The 18,035-nt window shown below is 65.0% G+C and carries 18 protein-coding genes and 1 tRNA gene; 5 read left to right on the forward strand and 14 right to left on the reverse strand.

The window, feature by feature from the left end:
- Entirely contained in the window at window positions 1-921 is a 921-nt protein-coding gene (locus tag V2B31_RS13870; RefSeq protein WP_328279490.1) for a 3'-5' exonuclease, read from the forward strand.
- Between the two features lie 62 nt (window positions 922-983).
- On the opposite strand, the gene V2B31_RS13875 is transcribed toward V2B31_RS13870, so the two are convergent.
- From V2B31_RS13875 to V2B31_RS13925, 11 genes are all read right to left on the reverse strand, one after another.
- Complete coding sequence (locus tag V2B31_RS13875; protein ID WP_328279557.1) at window positions 984-2,714, reverse strand: relaxase/mobilization nuclease domain-containing protein; 1,731 nt, start codon at window positions 2,712-2,714, stop codon at window positions 984-986.
- A 259-nt stretch (window positions 2,715-2,973) separates the two neighbouring features.
- Window positions 2,974-3,678 carry a lytic transglycosylase domain-containing protein gene (locus V2B31_RS13880; protein WP_328279492.1) on the reverse strand — a complete coding sequence of 235 codons (705 nt, stop codon included), beginning with the start codon at window positions 3,676-3,678 and terminating at the stop codon, window positions 2,974-2,976.
- Window positions 3,679-3,867: 189 nt separating this feature from the next.
- Window positions 3,868-4,200, reverse strand: coding sequence for a DUF736 domain-containing protein (locus tag V2B31_RS13885; RefSeq protein WP_328279494.1), 333 nt, complete (start codon window positions 4,198-4,200; stop codon window positions 3,868-3,870).
- Window positions 4,181-4,759 carry a S26 family signal peptidase gene (locus V2B31_RS13890; RefSeq protein ID WP_328279495.1) on the reverse strand — a complete coding sequence of 193 codons (579 nt, stop codon included), beginning with the start codon at window positions 4,757-4,759 and terminating at the stop codon, window positions 4,181-4,183. Before V2B31_RS13890 ends, V2B31_RS13885 begins: the two co-directional genes overlap by 20 nt.
- Window positions 4,756-5,277: a DUF2840 domain-containing protein gene (locus tag V2B31_RS13895; protein WP_328279497.1), complete on the reverse strand. Its 522-nt coding sequence runs from the start codon at window positions 5,275-5,277 to the stop codon at window positions 4,756-4,758. The genes V2B31_RS13890 and V2B31_RS13895 overlap by 4 nt, the downstream gene beginning before the upstream one ends.
- A 271-nt stretch (window positions 5,278-5,548) precedes the next feature.
- The gene (locus V2B31_RS13900; RefSeq protein ID WP_328279499.1) at window positions 5,549-6,442 is read right to left on the reverse strand and encodes a replication initiator protein A; all 894 of its coding nucleotides are present in this window, start codon (window positions 6,440-6,442) and stop codon (window positions 5,549-5,551) included.
- 5 nt (window positions 6,443-6,447) lie between these two features.
- Entirely contained in the window at window positions 6,448-6,714 is a 267-nt protein-coding gene (locus V2B31_RS13905) for a helix-turn-helix transcriptional regulator (RefSeq protein ID WP_328279501.1), read from the reverse strand.
- 119 nt (window positions 6,715-6,833) lie between these two features.
- Window positions 6,834-7,613, reverse strand: a complete 780-nt coding sequence (locus V2B31_RS13910) for a DNA -binding domain-containing protein (protein WP_328279503.1) — start codon at window positions 7,611-7,613, stop codon at window positions 6,834-6,836.
- A gap of 147 nt (window positions 7,614-7,760) precedes the next feature.
- Window positions 7,761-8,024 (reverse strand): DUF2285 domain-containing protein, encoded by a 264-nt coding sequence (locus tag V2B31_RS13915; RefSeq protein WP_328279505.1) that lies wholly within the window; start codon window positions 8,022-8,024, stop codon window positions 7,761-7,763.
- Window positions 8,025-8,160: 136 nt separating this feature from the next.
- Entirely contained in the window at window positions 8,161-8,412 is a 252-nt protein-coding gene (locus V2B31_RS13920) for a helix-turn-helix domain-containing protein (protein WP_062062597.1), read from the reverse strand.
- Between the two features lie 228 nt (window positions 8,413-8,640).
- Window positions 8,641-9,483 (reverse strand): DUF932 domain-containing protein, encoded by an 843-nt coding sequence (locus tag V2B31_RS13925; protein WP_328279507.1) that lies wholly within the window; start codon window positions 9,481-9,483, stop codon window positions 8,641-8,643.
- Between the two features lie 430 nt (window positions 9,484-9,913).
- Here V2B31_RS13925 and V2B31_RS13930 point away from each other — a divergent pair, with 430 nt between their 5' ends.
- On the forward strand, window positions 9,914-10,474 hold the full coding sequence (locus tag V2B31_RS13930; protein WP_328279509.1) for a hypothetical protein: 561 nt from the start codon (window positions 9,914-9,916) through the stop codon (window positions 10,472-10,474).
- Here the strand turns inward: V2B31_RS13930 and V2B31_RS13935 are convergent.
- On the reverse strand, window positions 10,414-10,713 hold the full coding sequence (locus V2B31_RS13935) for a DUF736 domain-containing protein (protein ID WP_328279511.1): 300 nt from the start codon (window positions 10,711-10,713) through the stop codon (window positions 10,414-10,416). The two genes, V2B31_RS13930 and V2B31_RS13935, sit on opposite strands and share 61 nt — an antisense overlap.
- A 342-nt stretch (window positions 10,714-11,055) precedes the next feature.
- Between V2B31_RS13935 and V2B31_RS13940 the strand changes: the two genes are divergently transcribed.
- On the forward strand, window positions 11,056-11,886 hold the full coding sequence (locus V2B31_RS13940; protein ID WP_328279513.1) for a DUF5677 domain-containing protein: 831 nt from the start codon (window positions 11,056-11,058) through the stop codon (window positions 11,884-11,886).
- A gap of 96 nt (window positions 11,887-11,982) precedes the next feature.
- Here V2B31_RS13940 and V2B31_RS13945 read toward each other — a convergent pair whose 3' ends face one another.
- Both V2B31_RS13945 and V2B31_RS13950 read right to left on the reverse strand, forming a co-directional pair.
- Window positions 11,983-14,055, reverse strand: a complete 2,073-nt coding sequence (locus tag V2B31_RS13945; RefSeq protein ID WP_328279515.1) for a ParB/RepB/Spo0J family partition protein — start codon at window positions 14,053-14,055, stop codon at window positions 11,983-11,985.
- Between the two features lie 521 nt (window positions 14,056-14,576).
- Window positions 14,577-14,651: transfer RNA gene (locus V2B31_RS13950), tRNA-Gly, on the reverse strand.
- Window positions 14,652-15,115: 464 nt separating this feature from the next.
- On the opposite strand from V2B31_RS13950, the gene V2B31_RS13955 reads away from it, so the two are divergent.
- Together V2B31_RS13955 and V2B31_RS13960 are read left to right on the forward strand one after the other, a co-directional pair.
- A complete protein-coding gene (locus V2B31_RS13955; protein WP_328279517.1) occupies window positions 15,116-17,377 on the forward strand; it encodes an NADP-dependent malic enzyme in 2,262 nt (753 codons plus the stop codon).
- A gap of 99 nt (window positions 17,378-17,476) precedes the next feature.
- On the forward strand, window positions 17,477-17,971 hold the full coding sequence (locus tag V2B31_RS13960) for a flavin reductase family protein (RefSeq protein ID WP_328279519.1): 495 nt from the start codon (window positions 17,477-17,479) through the stop codon (window positions 17,969-17,971).
- Window positions 17,972-18,035: the final 64 nt, after the last annotated feature.

An 18,035-nucleotide genomic window follows, 5' to 3' on the forward strand; every position in this document is an offset into this window, starting at 1 on the left:
ATGAGCGGGGATCGCGATGAGCAATGGGCCGAGGCCCTGGAGGCGACAGGCCGTTATCGCGTGCTTCGCCGCCTCGCACCCGGTCCGATCGTGGATGCGCCTCCCGCTGGTGCCAAGCGGGCGATCCTGCTCGATGTCGAAACCACTGGTCTTGATTCGAGCAAGGACGAGATCATCGAACTCGCGATGGTGCCCTTTTACTATTCTATGAACGATAAACTGGTCGGTATCGGTGAGCCATACAATGCGCTGCGTGAACCGTCCGTGCCGATCTCGGCAGAGGTGACAAAGCTGACGGGCATTGACCAGTCGATGGTGGCAGGGCGGTCGATCAATCCCGCCGATGTCGCCGCTTTTGCCAGCAGCAGCCTCGTCATTGCCCATAATGCCGCATTCGATCGCCGCTTTCTGGAGCGATTTTGCCCAGCATTGGCCGCCAATCCGTGGGCCTGTTCAATGACCGAAGTTGACTGGCGGGAAGCCGGCTTTGAAAGCTCGAAGCTCGCCTATCTCGCGCTCAGCAGCGGCTTCTTCTACGATCGCCATCGGGCGGTTCACGATTGTCATGCCGTGATAGAGTTACTCGGACGACCTTGCCTGCCGGCGGGCCAGACGGCCTTACAGGAACTTCTTGCCTCGGCGCGACGTAACAGTAAGCGCTGCTGGGCGGACAATTCGCCATTCGATGCGAAGGACATACTCAAGGGGCGTGGCTATCGCTGGAATGGCGAGGATAACGGCCTGCCCCGCGCCTGGTGGATCGACCTGTCGGATGATCGCCTGGCGGAAGAAGTCAGCTATCTTCGCCGGGAGATCTACAAATATGAGGCGCCTGTACGTGTTGCCGAATTGACGGCGTTCAATCGGTATTCTGATCGCTTTGCCATTACCGATTATCCCGCTGCTTCGCCCTGCGCATAGACGGCGGCTGTCACATCGGAGAATCCGAAACTCACGATCTGCAGACCACCCGATCCATGACATCACAGCCCCAGTCCCCGGCCACGACCGAACGACCAGTCCACGCCGCCGTCGCCACGCATGACGCCGGAGATGTGCTTGCCCATCTGCCGGTCGAGCGAGGGCGACCACGGGACAAGCTGGAAGCCAAGCGCATTGTCGATCATCGCATATCGACCAGAGGCCAGCGTCAGGCGCTGGCGCACGGCGCCCATGACATAGTCGCCCGTTTGTGACGGCGTGTGCGGCAGGCCGATCTCGGCGGACAGCTTCGCGGCGGCGGCATACAGTTCGCGCCGTTTCAGCGTGTCGAGCAGATTGCGCGCGAAGATGATCCGTTGGCCCTGCCGCCGTGCCAGTCCTTCATCGGCCAGATGCTCCGCGCGCTCATCCATGGCGCGCCGCACTTCGGCCCCGAAGCCGCCGCCGAGGTCGCGCCCGTCGCCGGACAGGTTGCGGCGGTCTAGCCATGTCGCCCCCGGCGCGCGGATCTGCGCATCGAGATCCATGTCGGAACGCACCGCCAACGCCATGCGCTGCCGCCCCTTGCGGTCCTCGAAATGGCGCAGTTCGACGATCGCGCCCGGCCTGCAATCGCCGGTCGCCTCGATGTCGGGGAAGCGGACGTGATGGGTCCGCCCGTCGATCCCGTCGACGATGGCGTAGGCGCTGCCGGTCAGTTCATCATGAAGGCCGCGATCGACCAGCCTGCCGATCACCGGCTGGCCGGGATCGGGTTCGAGTACATAGCTGGCCGCACCGCGGTCGATGCCGCGTTCCGTCATCGCTTCGTGCATCCGCTTGATGATGTCGCCGCGCGTCTGCAACTCGCGCAGCGCCGTCTCGGCATCACCGCGCATGGTCCACTGGCCCGGCGCGATCTCGCTGGCGAGGCCCAGCCCCTCCAGCTTGCGCAGCCGGCCGATGCGCTGCCCGTGATCGGGGCCGGGAGGAACGCCGCGTTCGGGCGCGGTGTCGATGATGCCGTTGCGGTCGCGCTCGCGCGCAAGCGCGCGGTCGATGTCGGTCCAGCGTTCGGCTTCGACCTGCCGCTCCAGCGATTGCCGGATGTCGAGATCTGTGCGCGGGCCGAGTTCCCGCGTGACGATCTCGCGCGCTGCCGCCCGCATCCCCTCGCGGATATAGTCGCGCGAGATGACAAGGTCGCGAACATCGTCGGCTACGCCGCGCACGATGATATGGACATGGGGATTGTCGGTGTTCCAGTGCTCGACCGCCCGCCAGTCGAGCCGGGTGCCGAGATCGCGCTCCATCCGCGCCATGAAGTCGCGCGTGAAGCCCTTTAGGTCGCGCATCTGCTCGGCGTCCTCGGGTGAGACGATGAAGCGGAAATGATGCCGGTCTTCCTTACACCGCACCGCGAATTCGTTGCGGTCGAGAATCTCGCTGTCAGCGCCGAACAGCACGCCGCGCTCGCCGTCGCGGGTGACGCCGTCGCGCTGGAGGTAATTGAGATGCGCGGCGAGCGACGAGCGGCCGCCATGCCGGACCACGCGCGCCTTGACGACAACATTGCGCGTGCCGTGGCCGAGGCGATGGGTGGACCGGATGCTCGCCACCCTGCCGCGCCCGAAGGTCGAGAAGCTGGCTCCCGACGATCTGGAGCGCCCCGCGCCGATGCCTCCGGCGCGCTGTGCGGCGGCGAGCGCCTGGGCAATCGCGGGCCGCCCCCGCTGGCTTCCTCGCGAGCGGATGCGGCCCGGACGGATACAGAAATTATCCTCTTCTTTCATGGCCGCCAGCCCCGCGATGTGCGGCAAGGCGGCGGGAACAGGGGGAAACGGCAAAAGGTCCACATCGCGGGCATTGGCCCGCACCTCGCGGCGGAACGCCGCAAAGCCTTGTGAAACAATGCTCCGACCGTGGCGAATTGGCTCCGCACATCGTCTGTTTTATCTTGCCCTCGCCCCTTCCCCTGCAAAAGCTGAAGCCTTCCCCCTTCCGGCGCTGCGAAAGGCTGCGACGAAGCTCGCCAGAACACGCGAGAGCGGCTCATGGCGGAGACCGGCCGGAAAGCGGGACGAAAAGACCGGTCGAGGGCGACGTGGCTGCGACTATTGCAACCTCCGTGAGACCGGCTGGCGGGCGTCCGGGTTGCGCAGCACCGGCATCGTTTTCGGCATCCACCGGCATGGTCGAAGCCGGTCCTGAACGCGCTGCGAACAACGCGGCGTGACGCCAGGCGAGCGAATCGGGAGCTGGTGCAGCGGCAAGTTGGGTGGTGTCCGAGATGCCGGCAATCGACGCGAGCTTTGCGAGATAGGCGCGTGTCTCGGCGGGCAGCGGACGACCGCGCGAGAGATGCTCGTCGTAGCGGCCCGGCCCCGCATTATAGGCGGCGAGCATGGCGGTCGCATTGCCGTAGCGGTCGAACATCTCGCGCAGATAGGCCGCGCCCGCCATGATGTTGTCGCGCACGTCGAATGGATCGGAGCCGAGCCGATAGCGCGTGCGTAGACCCGCCCAACTTGTGGGCATGATCTGCATCAGACCCATCGCCCCGGCAGTCGAGACAGCGCGGGAATTGCCGTTGCTTTCGACGCGCATCACTGCCCATATCCAGGCTTCCGGGATGCGGAACCGCTGCGCCGCATCGACGACATGGTCGACATAGGGATGGCTCGCCGCAACCCGTTCGGCCGACACATTCTGTGCCAGCGCGGCGCCCGGCGCGAGCAGCAACAGGATCGCGGCCACGACGGCCGATCCGCCCCCGCTCTGACGCCAGCCTGCCAGCGTGCTCGCTGCGGTAAAGGGTTCGCGCGAAGCGCAGGCCGGGGGCCGCCTTTGACCTTCGCTGTGCGCGCCGGCCGACCTGCGACCGAGCGGGACGAAGGGATGAGACGGCTTTTCCGCGAACAAAGGGATGATCGCAACAGGCACCGATCAGCTCCGGTCTTCACGCGGTCGCGGACGCCGCCACGACAGCCAAAGCGCTCGGCCCTCGGCATCGGCGCGGAACAAGACGGGCCGGAACGGCGCCGGGAAGATCGGGCTGTCGATCTCCAGCGCGATGTAATCGCCAGCCCGTTCGCCGACCCGTTTCCAGGCGCCGCCTACTTCGGGGCCATCCTCGCTATCGAGATGGATGCGGTAGTCGGGCGCATTCTCAGCGTCGTTCGGTTCGAGCGGAACGAGCACGATCGCCTCGTCGATGCCGAACAGCCTGATGCGGCCTGCATAGCCATCGCCGGTCGATTCAAAGTGCGTGGTGGGCACGGCCAGTCTCCTTGTGGTTGGCGGGTGGATGCGATGGGGACGGCGCGCGCAGGAGTAGCGGCGTCGCGCGTCCGACAACGGCGGACGCCGGCAGCGGTCCGAAATAGCGGCTGTCCAGACTGTCGGGATGGGCAGGATTGAGTAGCAGCAAATCACCCGGTCGCAGCGTGCGGCAACCCTGCCAGACCGGCAGTGAACGGCCACGACGATCGTGCGCAAGGGCGATGGCAACCGGCCGCGCATCGACGCTCAGCACGTCGCCGATCCGACAGACGCTCTGCCCGGCCTTCGCCGCGACATGCTTCAGGAGCGGCACGCCCTCGGGCAGATAGCCGCGCTCGGCCATCCATCGCGCCCACCGCCGGGGTGGCATGACCGCGACCAGAACACCACCAGGTGGATCACGATCGGGATGGATGCGGTAGAGTCCGATCGGCGCACTCGCGCTAGCGTTCCAGATGACGCGGGGAAACGGATCAGCGACCGCAATGGCGACAAACGAAACCGCGAAGATGGATGCAGCGATGGCCGTCGCCATGACATAGCGGCGGCGCGTCATCCCTCGATCTCCCGACGCTTGAGCCAGGCGCGATGGCGCTCCGCCGTGTAAGGTCTCGGCTGATGGCCGGCGACGATACGGTTGTGGACATGGCGCCAGTGATCGGCGGCTGCATCGCAAGGATCGATGCCGGCCGACTCAACCGCGTCGATGGCGGCGAGCACCTGTTGGACCTTGGGCCAGCCTTCGATCTTGAGCAGGATGTCTCCGCCAGGCCGCACGAACGGCAGCGTCGTGTATGCCTCGTTGGCCGCGACCGCGCGCACCACGTCAATGCGCGAAATGATGGTTCCGAAGTCGTTCGACGCCCAACGGACGAAGGCGAAGACAGCGCCCGGCCGGAAGCAGACGATGCGCGTGCGGCGAGTCAGGATGCGATCCTGGGCGATCCGGCCGAAGCGTATCCAATGCTCGAGCCTCTTCTCGATCCAGGTCAGCTCGATATGGGTGAGGCTGTCGCGGGCGAGCGCGCTGAACACGCCGCCACCGCGCACGGCCGGGGGCCGGTCGTCGATCATCGAGAGTCTCCTGGGATGCGGGTCGCGATGGGGACGGTGCGAAGCCAGCGGATGGTCCGCTGACCAAACCGCGACACGCCGAACGGGGCCAGAATGTCCACAGCCGCGCGCACCGTTAGCAAGAATCCGAAGGATTCGAATCTATTAGCACTGTTAGAGGGGCCTCGATTCCGCGAGGATTCCTGCGGCTTTCCGAAGCTCTGGCGTTCCCAATAGTCCGTGTTTCGCGTTCCCGATGGTCCGAATCCGGCTGTTCCCGATCGTCCGAGTCTCATCGCCGGTTCTCCACAGGCTTGAGACCGACGCGGCGCATGGCGGCGTCGAACGGATCGGGCGGCACAGGCGCGAAGCTCAGGCGCTCGCGGCCGAGCGCATGTTCGAGCGAAAGGACGTAACCGGGGAGCGCTTGGCGCGCGACGATGGTGCGCAACTCGAACGCGAACCGGCGCGGCGGCGAAAGCACGCCGGATTTCAGATACAAGTGCGGAACATCGAAGCTCCAGCCGCCTTGCTGCCGCCCGCCATGTTTGCGCACAATACGGTAGAGCCAGCGTTCAAGGCCGCCGGTCAGCTCGAAATAGGCGCGGTCGATAGTCAGCACGAGCGCGCGGTCCAGCACGCCGGCGTAGAACCAGTCAGGCAGGATCAGTTCGATGCCGAGCGCACGACCGTTGCCATCCGCCAACTCTCGCCACTCGTTGATCCACGAGAAGCGATGCCGCCGCCGCTGATGCTCCTGCCGGATCGAGGTGGCGACAGTGGTGGATTGCAGGCGGTCGAGCGCGGCTTTCAGCCGCTCGTAGCTCGCCTTGCCGGTGCCGCGCCGCGTGAACGCCAATATCTCGTGCGGCGTCGTCACCATGAGGCGCGAGGTCGGCCGCCCGGCGTCACGCGCCTCGATGAGTTGACTCGCCGCCCAGATCAGCACGTCGGCGTCCCAAATAGTCGCCATGCCATGCTCGGCGACAGCCTCGACCGAGATCCATGTTGCGCCCATACGGAACTCGATCGGGACAGCTCGCCGGGTCTTGGCGAGGCTGAAGAACGGCCAAGCCATGAGGTCTTGCGCGTCACGGGGCGCGAGATCGCCGGGGACCGAGCGGAACAGCTCAAGCTGCGTTCGCTCGACGCTGGGCGTCCCGGAAAAAGGGTTGGCGCGGCGCATGATCGTCAGCGACGCACGCAATCGGTGGACAGGCGCTTGGCCGGATGCACGACGCCGATGCCCGGATCGGAGGTCGATCGGCGGGTGCCGAGCGCCGCCCAGGCCTCAAGGTCGTCGATCGCATAAACGATGCGACCGCCGAGCCTGCGGAACACCGGACCAGTGCCATAGCAGCGGTGCTTTTCCAGCGTGCGTGCCGACAACCCCAGGTGAATCGCGGCGTCGGGAGTTTTGAGATAGCGCGGCGTCGTAACGGCAACAGGCTGGTCCATGATGATCCTCCTGATGATGACCGGCCCCGGAAAGCGGGACCGGCGGACAGGAGGGCATGGTGGCGAATTCGCCCCGCCGCGGAGAAGGGACAGCATCTGGGGGGTCTGGGAATGTCCCCCTAGTCGCCGCAAAGCAGGCGGGTATAGCCGCCGTCTCTTAGCTCGATGGCCTCGGTAAGCCATCGGCTAATCCGCTTGCGTTCGCGGCTTTCGACCCATTCGGCTGCGCTGAACGCGCGCACCGCTGCATCGATCAGCGTGGCGGCCAATTCCCTGCGGCTCGCGCCTATCTGGTGGCCATCCAGAACCCGAAGCAGGGTCAAAAGATGCCGACGGCGGGACGGCGGCGGCCTAAGCGGCGGAGCGCCTGCCGAAAGGCCGCGCAAGCGGCGACGCAGACGCTCGACCGCAGCCAAACCGATGGCGAGATTTGCACCGAACGGCAACATCGCCGCAAGGGGCCGGTCAGGTGAATCAAGTACCCATATGTGGGCGTCCCCATCAGCGTCGGCCAGAATGACATGAAGACGGCCTTCAAGCGCCATCTTTGCACGGACGGAGCCCAACGCCGCTACATCGAAAGGTTGCGCTGACGCGAGGTCCGGCGGTGCGCGGGCTAGGACGATGTTATCGGGTGCGAGGTCAGGTCGCGCTATCGCAAGTTTTGGGTCGAAAGCCGAAGACGGCGCGGCATGAAAGCTCATGCCCCAACGGCGTACCAAGGCGCTCGTGGCGTCGTCGGCCGTGATTTCGCGGCGCTTCACACGGCGCAGCGCGCGGACGTAGTCAGCCTGATAGCGAGAATTGCGGCTGAGATAGCCCATGGCAATGTCGCGATATTGAAGCGCGTCATCGCCGGTTTCGTCCACCGGCGTGCGCCAGTCCTTCGCAGACGGCATTCGGTAGCTCCCAGCCCGACATCCGGCCGAGCGCACGCAAGAATTTCCCGGCTGGAGAGAAGGGGAGAAGTCCTGTCGGCCGTCGCGCCCCATAGCGGCGCGAAGTCAGCATATGGGAAGCTAATCAAAGGGATGCGGCCAAGAAAGCTACAGACGCGGCGGTTTCAGATAGTGGCGATAACCTGTCTCGGTCATCCATCGCGCGCGGGCGAGATGAGAGTCATAGATCAGGCGCGCGCGCTCGGGCTCGGCGGCGGGATCGATACCGAAGATGATCCGAACGACCTCGCACCAGTCCGCCTTTTCCGCAGCCGCATCGAGCAGCCGCCAATAGGTCTGATGGTGGCGCTCGTCATAGTCGGTGACATGCGGCGCATCGGGAGCGTGACCCTCGAAAGAGGCTATCGCCATCGCCAAGCTCCGATTTCAGCGCCCGCCCCCCGCAGACGCTGCTTCACAGAATATACACCATAATGGAGCGAAGTAATTAGACCGCTCGCGCTATGGACCGTTGATGCTTCAGGGATAACCCGAGCGACGGCGCATCTTACTTTGACGGTTTGCTCGCCGCGCCGCGGACCACCATCACACCCTCGCCACGGTCCGAATCGAGAAAGACGATCCCTGCACTTTCCAGCGCCTTTGCCACCTGATGGCGTGTATCCTCTCGCACAGGCAGCTTGTTCTCGGACTCCAGACGCTTGAGTGCCGTCAGAGCAACAAGGGCCTTGTCCGCAAGCATCTCCTGTGTCCAACCGAGAAGCGCACGAGCGGCCCGCACCTGGCGGGAAGTGATCATGTACGATCACGTTCACGAGCCGAGTGCTATACGCCATGAAAACGACTATTATAGTCGTCCTTGAATATTGGAAACATCTAAATCGCGAGCCGGGCATCCGCCCGGCGAGCCCGCTTCGTTTACGGCCGCGCGGACCATCGGGACGCGCGGTCGTCGATGGGTCGATGGTTATGCGGTAATGGGGAGGTTCGCCGCAGGACCGAAAGCCCAGCCCTGCGGCGGATACGGTCATCCCGCTTTCAAGCGCTGCATTCCCTCGGCGAGCGTCCAGAGCGCACGGTTGAGTGTCACATTCTGGTCGATGCCGTTGATGGCACGGGTCTGGCTGCGGCGGATACGGCCTTCGGCATTGCGCTTGCGGCCCTGCAACCCGCCGCGAATGACATTCTCCTGAATGACGTTGAATGTGTTCCACAGGCTATTGCCCACATCCTCCCGGCGGCGTGGCTCGATGATCTGCTCGGGGCGAACCGGGCTTTCGTCCTCGCCATAGCGGGCGACAAGGCTGACCTCTCCGAGCAAGCGGCGCTCGTCGTCGGAAAGCCGCGTCGCCTTCATGCTGTCGCTGGCGTCGATCAGCCGAGGGAAGTCCTCGGCAACGGTGTAGACGCCTTCGATGATGTCGTCCTGAATGTTGCCCTTGTGCGGCACGCGGACCTCCTCGAACCGCTCGCCCGCGATCATGCTGTTGGTGCAGACAAACCGCAGCATTCCGGCGAACATCTGATAGGCGCTGGTTCCGTCATGGCTGTTGACGATGATGACCTCGGCGGCCTCCGGCTTGCCGATGCCCTCGTCCCGACGCAGGCGCAGCATGTGCTTGGCATGGCCATGACGGCTGCCGTCGCGCGGGACCGACTGCACCGCAAAGAACGGGAACCATCCTTCCCGGCGTAACCCCTCCACGATGTCGATGGTTGGGACATAGACATAGCGCTCCGAACGGCTGTCGTGCGCCTCGCGGGCGAAGATGGACGGGACGTGCCGATATAGCGCCTCATTGTCGAGCGCTTCATATCCGCTGATCTGGTGGGCGTTGCGACCGAACCGGGTGGCGAGTTGGTAATACATGGTCGGTTCCTTCCTTGGGTCTGGGTTTCGCGCAGCGAAGCGCCGCGCTGAAACCCTGCCCGTCGGCGAGACCGGGGGTGCAACCGGAGTGGGCGGCTTCGCGGGGAACCGGCTGCACGGAACGCGAAGCGTGGAGGAAGCTGGGCGGAAGCCGCTCCGAAGGGCGCTGGGGGCGGCGCCCCAAGCACCGCGCCGCGTCGGCGGCGCATCATGACTCTAGTTCGCTGTTTGTCCGGTTGTGATGGCGGGGAGACGCCCAGGCGGTTAAGGCAGAACCATGGCGGCCACCGATCTTCTCGACGACGCGCAATTGCTGTTCGCGCGCGCCTAGGCACACAAGCGCGAGCTTGGTGGACTCCTCGGAGCCGGCCACGGCCTGCTGTGGAACATAGCACGCTCAACCTCGCCCGAAGGCCTGCATCGCGCCGAGTTGCGGATCGACCGAGGCGCGCAGCGCAGGGCCAAGCCGATCCTGGCCGACGTCGCCAACAATCTTGTCCACGCGCTCGATCATGTCACGGCCGCGGCGCGCAAATCCGCCGGTCTCCCCAACCCGAGGAATCTCTATTTCCCGATCGAACGCGACGACGATGACTATGTCAGGGTCATCGAAAAGAAGGTCGCAGTTCATCTCGACCAGCCCTGGATCGACATCTTCGCTGCCGCGCGCGAGGCGCACCGCCCCTATCTCCACTATCTCCAACTGGTCCGGATTCTTTCGCGAGAGTCGAAACATTGGGAGCTAGCCGCCGGGACCGCCGGCGCACTCGCCGTTCAATGGTTCCCGCCTGGCTTGCAGCAGCATCGGATCGTCGAGATGCCGGCGGATCATTTTACCGCGAACGACAGTTACCCGATTTGGGAAGCCGCAGAGTCCTTTCCGAACGTCGGCGTCCGCCCCGCTCCAGGGAGCGGGGCGTCGTCGGCCGGTCAGCGCGACCAGATGAGGGCGTATTCGCCGGCGGTCTCGGTTTCGGACAGCGTGGCATAGACGGGAGCCGGGAAGCTCGGGTCGTCCAGCTTGACCGAAATGTAGTCGCGGCCTTCGCGGCTGGTCTTCTTCCAGGCGGCACCGATATCCATGTCAGCGGTGCTGATGCGGAAGTCGGGGGATTTCTCGCCGTCCTTGTCGACCGGGCGGAGGACCGCCTTGGTGTTGAGAGTGAGCGTCTTGATGACGCCGGTGAACTCGCCCTTGCTGTTGGCGGTGAAGGTGCCGATCGTAGCCATGTCGTGATCTCCTGTCTGCTCGGACCGCGCCCATCGCGGCCTCGATGGCTCGGCGCCGGCCGGGGCACGATCGACCCGCACCGCTTGCGGCCGGAACGCAGAGGAGGTTGGACGGCGGGCGGCTTTTTTGTTTCGCGATGCAAAGCCGAAGGCGGCGGAAAAAAGCCGAACGACGCCCTTGCGGGAAGGCGATCGGCTTCGGTCAGACAAGCCATTGGAGAGGCCGTTTGGGCAGCACCGGGCTAGGAACTTCAGAAGAGACATGGCGGTCGTCGCGCACACAGTGCGGAGCCGCATGGTAGTCATACCCATCAATCCCCGCGAAGATGCTACGCCAGTGCGGTGACGAATCGCGACGACCAGCAGGAAGACCAAGACCCTCGCGAGGGACTGGCGGAGGAAGGGTTGCTATCGCCCCTGATCGAGGACTGGCGGGCGATCTACATCGAGAACTATGCGCCGTGGTTCGACCTGGCGCGTGACGTCAATCGTTACGCCACCTGGCTTTTCCAAGAGCATCAGGACGCTGGCAACGGTGGGCCGGCCAACGCGCAGGCCCCAACGGCGGTCCGCATGTATGGGCGCGCGATGAATGCGTTCGCGGCTTCGGTCATGCTGGCCGAGCGCGCCATGGCCATCGAAGCGGCGGGCGCCGTGCGCGCAATCTATGAAGTCGGCTTCTGGCTTAGCCTGCTCGCTACCGATCCGCTCAAAGCGCTCGAAGCGCTGGAGGTCGACGAGCACGACAACGCGATCCAGCGGGAGGCGCTATTGCGCGAAGAGCATCCCACAGACGCGGCCGTTATTGCGGCGTCACTGAAGCGCGAGGCGCATCACGTCTCGAAGCTGGCCAAACGGAAGAGCCTCAGCATCAAAAAGATCGCCAAGACCATGCCGAAGCGGTCGGGTTATCTCGAATATCGGCTGGCCAGTGCCTTCTACGGCCATCTGTCCAGCAGCAGCCTCGACGGGCTGAAGAAGAGGAACGGCAAGGGAGGCGTAACCAATACTCTGGGTCCATTTGAGACGGAGATCCCCAAGGCACTGTCCTTCGCACTCGACGCGATGCTTCGTTCCACCCGCTATTTCGAGGTCATGATGAAGGAAAGCCGACAGCCCGACCGTCTGGATAAGGCTCAACGCACGTTGCTGGACCTTCAAGCCGCTACCTGATCGAAAAGCGGCCGCGCCCGGCAAGGGCGCGGCCGCGATTTTTGGTCGACAACAAAAGGAAGGCCGGGACCGCTCGCGCGGCCCCGGCCCGTGCTGCTATTCGGCGGCGACGGCAAAGGACGCTTCGCCGTCCTGCGCTCCGGTATGGGGAGCCTCCGCTTCGGACGGCTGTTCCACGCTTCCCACGTCCTCGACCTCGACGGGCGCGGGCTGATCCGCTTCCGCCTTCGGCGTCCGCAGCGCGGCGGGAAGCCAGCCGGTCCCGGCCAGAAGCTGCTCGGCGGTCTGCGCCATGTCCGGCTTCTTCATGTCCGCGATACGGCGGGCCGCGTCCTCCGACACCCCTTCGGTCACGGCCTCGACGATATGCGCCTTGGTGACGCGGCCAAGATAGCTGTCCACGGTCGGCGTCCAATCCTTCGCCACGTCCAGCGCCAGCGCGGTCGCCAGCCTGTCCGCCGTTTGCAGCGAGCGGGGCTTGCGGTCCCACGGCAGACGCAGCGCGTTGACGGTGCGAGCCGCGCAATGCGCCAGCAGCAGGGTCCGCTTCTCGTCCGTCAGTCCGGCGATGAAGTCCCACAGGTCCGCCACATCCCGCGGCATCCGCTCGGCCCAAACCTCGTGCTGCTCGCTCGACCGCGCCGCCAAGGGCGTGTCCTCGATCCCGTCCGCGTGGCTTCCCAAAGGCGTCACAGTCGGGCGGACCTCGAGGCAACCCGCCTCCGCATAGCTGTAGAACAGTTGCGCGGTCAGCGTATGGGTCAGCGCGATCAACGCCGTATCGGGTTGCTCGGCCAGCGCCACGCGAAGCGCCAGCGTCCGATGGGCGGACAGGTCGCGGGTGAGGCTATCGGAAATCGGCTTGCCCGGTTCCTCGTCCTCCTCGACGTCCTGCACGTCCTCGTCGCCATCCTCCGGCTGCTCGTCCTCGCCGGTTTGCGGCTCGGTCGCATCGCCTTCGGCTTCCGGCTCCGGATCGGCCAGCGCCTCGTCCTCTGCCCTCACGAAACCGCGTTCGACCCGAACGCTGCCGTCATGGTGCAACACGACGAATGCCCCGCCATGCGCGATCACATTGGCGTCGTAGGCCGAACGCTTGGCCGAAATCGTGTCGATCTCGTCGGACACCGCCTCCAGCTTCGCTGCCACGTCCTCGGGCATTTCGTCATAGGACGAATAGCCTTCGGCAAGTTCGTCATACTCGGCGGACAACAATTCCAGCCGCGCCTCTTCCTCGTCGGACAGGGCGACGGGCTGCGGATAGAAACGCCGCATCCCGTGGGCGTGAGGATAGTCGATATGCGCCTCGGCCCATTTCCAGCCCTCGGCCTGAACCTCGCCCGCGATCTCGCGCAGCTTCTCGGAGGCGAGCATGTCGAGCAAGCCCGCATCCTCAAAGAACCCGCCCCGATCCTCGCTGAACAGGTCGCGGATGATGTTTCCGCCCGCCTCGACATAGGCGTCGGCCCCGACGAACACCGCGCGGCGATCATCGGCAGGCACGTTGGCGGCGGTCATGTCGCGACGGATGATCCACGGTTCGCGGTTGTGATGCAGGCCCTCGAACACCTGCTCCTGACGGGCATGATCCTCCGTGATGGCGAAGGCCATTAGCTGGTCCAGCGTCAGCCCATCCTCGCGATAGACCTGCAACAGCTTGGGACTGACAGCGCCCAAGCGAAGCCGCTGCTTCACCACGGAAGCCGACACGCCGAACCGCGCGCCGATCTCCTGCGCGCCCCAACCCTTGTCGTTGGAAAGCTCCGCGAACCTCTCGAACTGGTCGGCGGGGTGCATGGGCGTCCGGGTGACATTCTCGTCCAGACTGATCTCGGAGGGATCGTTCAGCGTATCCAGCCAGCAGCGCACCGGCTCGGACTTCTTGATCTGCTTGCGCTTGGCGCTCAGCAGCATCGCCAGCCTGCGGCCCTCGCCAGCGGTGACGAGATAGTAGCCGGTCGGCGTGCCGTCCTCTTTGACCTCCGGCTCGACGACAAGATTCTGGATCAGTCCCTTGTGCTGGATCGAAGCGGCCAGCGCCTCGATTGCGGCTTCGCCATGCGGCACCTTGCGGGCATTACGCGGGGACTTCTTGAGCTTCGCGAGCGGCACGAAAATCTCGACGCCCGACACAGCTTCGGCAGCGACAGTTTCGGTAACAGCGTTCATCACACTTCTCCTTCAAAACCACACGCACCCCGGAATGGGGTGGGCGGCGAAAGAGCGACCGGAAGGCCCGCCGGCCGAGCCGGGCAGCACCCGCAGGGCCGAAACGCAGAGAAGGTAAGCGCGCCTGCGCGCGTTGCGGCCCGGCGCGGCGGGCCTAAAGGGAAGTGACGCCCACCCCATCGCGGGAGTGCAACCACCAACGACGTGATCGGGTCGGCGTAGCCCTGGCCCGATCACCGAAGCTTCAGGAAAACACAAATCCGCCGAGGCGGATTGCTGAATGGGGCGTTGCGGGGCGGAACCCCGCTCGAAGGGGTACGGTGAGACATCGGCTCACCGTCAGGGGAAGGCTTTCCCCTCCGTCACCACTTCCAAGCCGAGGACGCCGAATGTGCGCCAGAATAGCCCAGATACACGCTCCGAGCTTATTACGTCCTTATTACGCGACGCTTGCGATTGTCCAACGTAATGGGAAAACCCTTCCACCGAAGGGGGCATCTATCTGATTTTCTTAGGAAAACTGGAGCGGGCGAAGGGATTCGAACCCTCGACCCCAACCTTGGCAAGGTTGTGCTCTACCCCTGAGCTACGCCCGCTCTGGCGGCCGGAGGATATGTCCCTCTCGGCGGGTGGCGGGGAACTAGCAGCGGTTGTTGTTGTGGGCAAGGGTAGAATTGCACAAAAATGAAATTGCGCGGCGGGGGCGGGGATTGCTGGCGATCGGGGCTTCAAGGGGCGCGCGGTTCTTGTCTCGTGGCGCCTGGCGCGCGGGCAAAGCGAACAGCGAAGTGAACAGCTGAATCGCGCTTTTCGCTCCGGAAATTCTCCTATAACCCTATGTAAATCAATGACTTAGCTTGGGGATGTCGAAAAGCCGCCGAATCCCCTGTTTCACGGCCGTTCATGCTACGTCGCGGCGCGCCTTCCGTCGAGCCCTGGCAGGGCCGCGGCCCCGACTTGCGCGGGGGATTCCCGACAGCAAATTGCGCTTCTCGCACTTGCCCACAAGATATTCTTGCCGCTAGGGCCGGGGCGGCTGTTCCAAAGATGCGAGTACGCAATGTCCGACCGATCGAATGTGGAGTTTTCCGAGCGCGAGGCGCTGTTCTTCCATTCGACCGGGCGGCCCGGCAAGATCGAGATCATCGCGTCCAAGCCGATGGCGACGCAGCGCGACCTTTCCCTCGCCTATTCGCCCGGAGTCGCGGTGCCGGTGCGCGCGATCGCGGCCGACCCGGCGACGGCCTATGACTACACCGCCAAGGGCAACCTCGTCGCCGTGATCTCCAACGGCACGGCGATCCTGGGCCTCGGCAATCTGGGCGCGCTGGCGTCGAAGCCCGTGATGGAAGGCAAGGCGGTGCTGTTCAAGCGCTTCGCCGACGTCGATTCGATCGATATCGAACTCAAGACCGAGGATGTCGACCGCTTCATCGACGCGGTCGAGCTGATGGAACCGAGTTTCGGCGGCATCAACCTGGAGGATATCAAGGCGCCCGAATGCTTCATCATCGAGCAGACGCTGAAGGAGCGGATGAACATTCCGGTCTTTCATGACGACCAGCATGGCACCGCGATCATCGCGGCGGCGGGCGTGCTCAATGCCGCGCTGCTGACCGGGCGCGACATGAAGGATATGAAGGTGGTGGTGAATGGCGCGGGCGCGGCGTCGATCAGCTGCACCGAACTCATCAAGGCGCTGGGCGTCCCGCATGAGAATGTCATCATGTGCGACAGCAAGGGCGTGATCTACCAGGGGCGGACCGAAGGCCTCAACCAGTGGAAATCGGCCCATGCGGTGCGGACCGACGCGCGGACGCTGGCCGAAGCGGTCAAGGGCGCGGACGTGTTCCTGGGCCTGTCGGTCGCGGGCGCGATGACGCCCGAGATGGTGACGTCGATGGCGGACAAGCCGATCATCTTCGCGATGGCTAACCCGGACCCCGAAATCCTTCCGCCCGACGCCAAGGCGGCGCGGCCCGACGCGATCGTCGCCACCGGCCGGTCGGACTTCCCCAATCAGGTCAACAATGTCCTGGGTTTCCCCTTCATCTTCCGCGGCGCGCTGGACGTGCGGGCGACCGGGATCAACGAGCCGATGAAGCTGGCCGCCGCCAAGGCGATCGCCGAACTGGCGCGCGAGCGGGTGCCCGAGGAAGTGGCGAAGGCCTATGGCCGCGCGCACAGTTTCGGCCCGGACTATATCATCCCCGCCCCGTTCGACCCGCGCCTGATGGAAGTCGTGCCCGCCGCGGTCGCGCAGGCGGCGATGGAAACCGGCGTCGCGCAGCGGCCGATCGAGGATATGGCGGCCTATCGCCAGTCGCTCAAAGCCCGGCTCAATCCGACCACCTCGGTCCTCACCAGCGCCTATGAGATCGCCAAGGCGAACCCCAAGCGCGTCGTCTTTGCCGAAGCGGAGGAGGAAGTGGTGCTGCGCGCCGCGATCCAGTTCCGCGAACTCGGCTATGGCGTGCCGGTGCTGGTCGGCCGCGACGAGGTGGTGGAGAAGCTGCGCGAGCTGGGCGTGCGCGACCCTGAAAGTTTCGAGCTGCACAACAGCGTCAATTCGCCGCTGGTGCCCGAAATGGTCGACCTGCTCTATGCGCGGCTCCAGCGGCGCGGCTATCTGCGCCGCGATTGCGAGCGGATGGTCAATCGCGATCGCAACATCTTCGGCACGCTGCTGGTGAAGATGGGGGTGGCCGACGCGATGCTGACCGGCATGACGCGCCCCTATGCGCAGACGCTGCGCGAGGTGAAGCGAGTGATGGACCCGGCGGCGGGGCGCACCCCGTTCGGCATCCATGTCATGGTGGCGAAGGACAAGACGGTGTTCCTGGCCGATACGACGGTCAACGAGCGGCCGAGCGCCACCGAACTCGCCGATATCGCCGAAGGGACCGTGGCGGTCGCACGGCGCATGGGGCATGACCCGCGCGTCGCTTTCCTCTCCTACTCCAATTTCGGCAATCCGCCCGGCAGCTATCTCGACAATGTGCGCGACGCGATCAAGCTGCTCGATGCGCGCGACGTGGATTTCGAATATGAGGGCGAAATGACGCCCGACGCGGCGCTCAACCCCGCCGTCATGAAAAGCTACCCCTTCAGCCGCCTGTCCGGCCCGGCCAATGTGCTGGTGATGCCGGGGCTGCAATCGGCCAATATCTCGGCCAAGCTGCTGCGCGAACTGGGCGGCACCTCGATGATCGGGCCGCTGCTCGTTGGCATGGAGAAATCGGTGCAGATCGCGACCATGGCGTCCAACGCATCGGAGCTGCTGACGCTGGCGGTGCTGGCCGCGGGCGGCATCGCGCTCTGATCCTATCAGCGGCGTTCAAGCGATGTTGAGGGCTTTTCGCTTGCCAGCCGCTGCCCAGAAAGGGCAGGGCAAGAGCGGACAAGAGGGAGTGGACAGGGCATGAGCGAGGTGAGTTTCGACAGCGCGACCTTCCGCCGGGTGCTGGGCCATTATCCGACCGGCGTATGCGTCGTGACCGCGGCGGAGGCCGATGGCGCGCCCGTCGGCATGGTCGTCGGCTCCTTCACGTCGGTGTCGCTCGACCCGCCGCTGGTCGCTTTCTTCCCCGCCAAAAGCTCGACCAGCTGGCCGCGCATCGCGGCGGTCGGGCGCTTCTGCGTCAATGTGCTCGCCAGCGACCAGACGCCGCTCTGCCGCCAGATCGCCGGGCCTGGACCGGACAAGTTCGCCGGCATCGCCCATCGCGTCTCCGCCAACGGATCGCCGATCCTGGACGATGTCGTCGCGTGGATCGACTGTTCGCTCGACGCGGTGCATGAGGCGGGCGACCATCATATCGTGATCGGCCGGGTCGTCGCGCTGGAGGTGGAGCGGCCCGAGCGGCCCCTGCTCTTCTTCCAGGGCAGCTATGGCGAGTTCGCATTGCTGCAATGACGGACGAAGAGATCAGCTCTCGTTAACCGATGGGGCCTATGGCAGGATATCAGTCCCGCACCGG

Source organism: Sphingobium sp., from assembly GCF_036170395.1.
GTDB lineage: Bacteria > Pseudomonadota > Alphaproteobacteria > Sphingomonadales > Sphingomonadaceae > Sphingobium.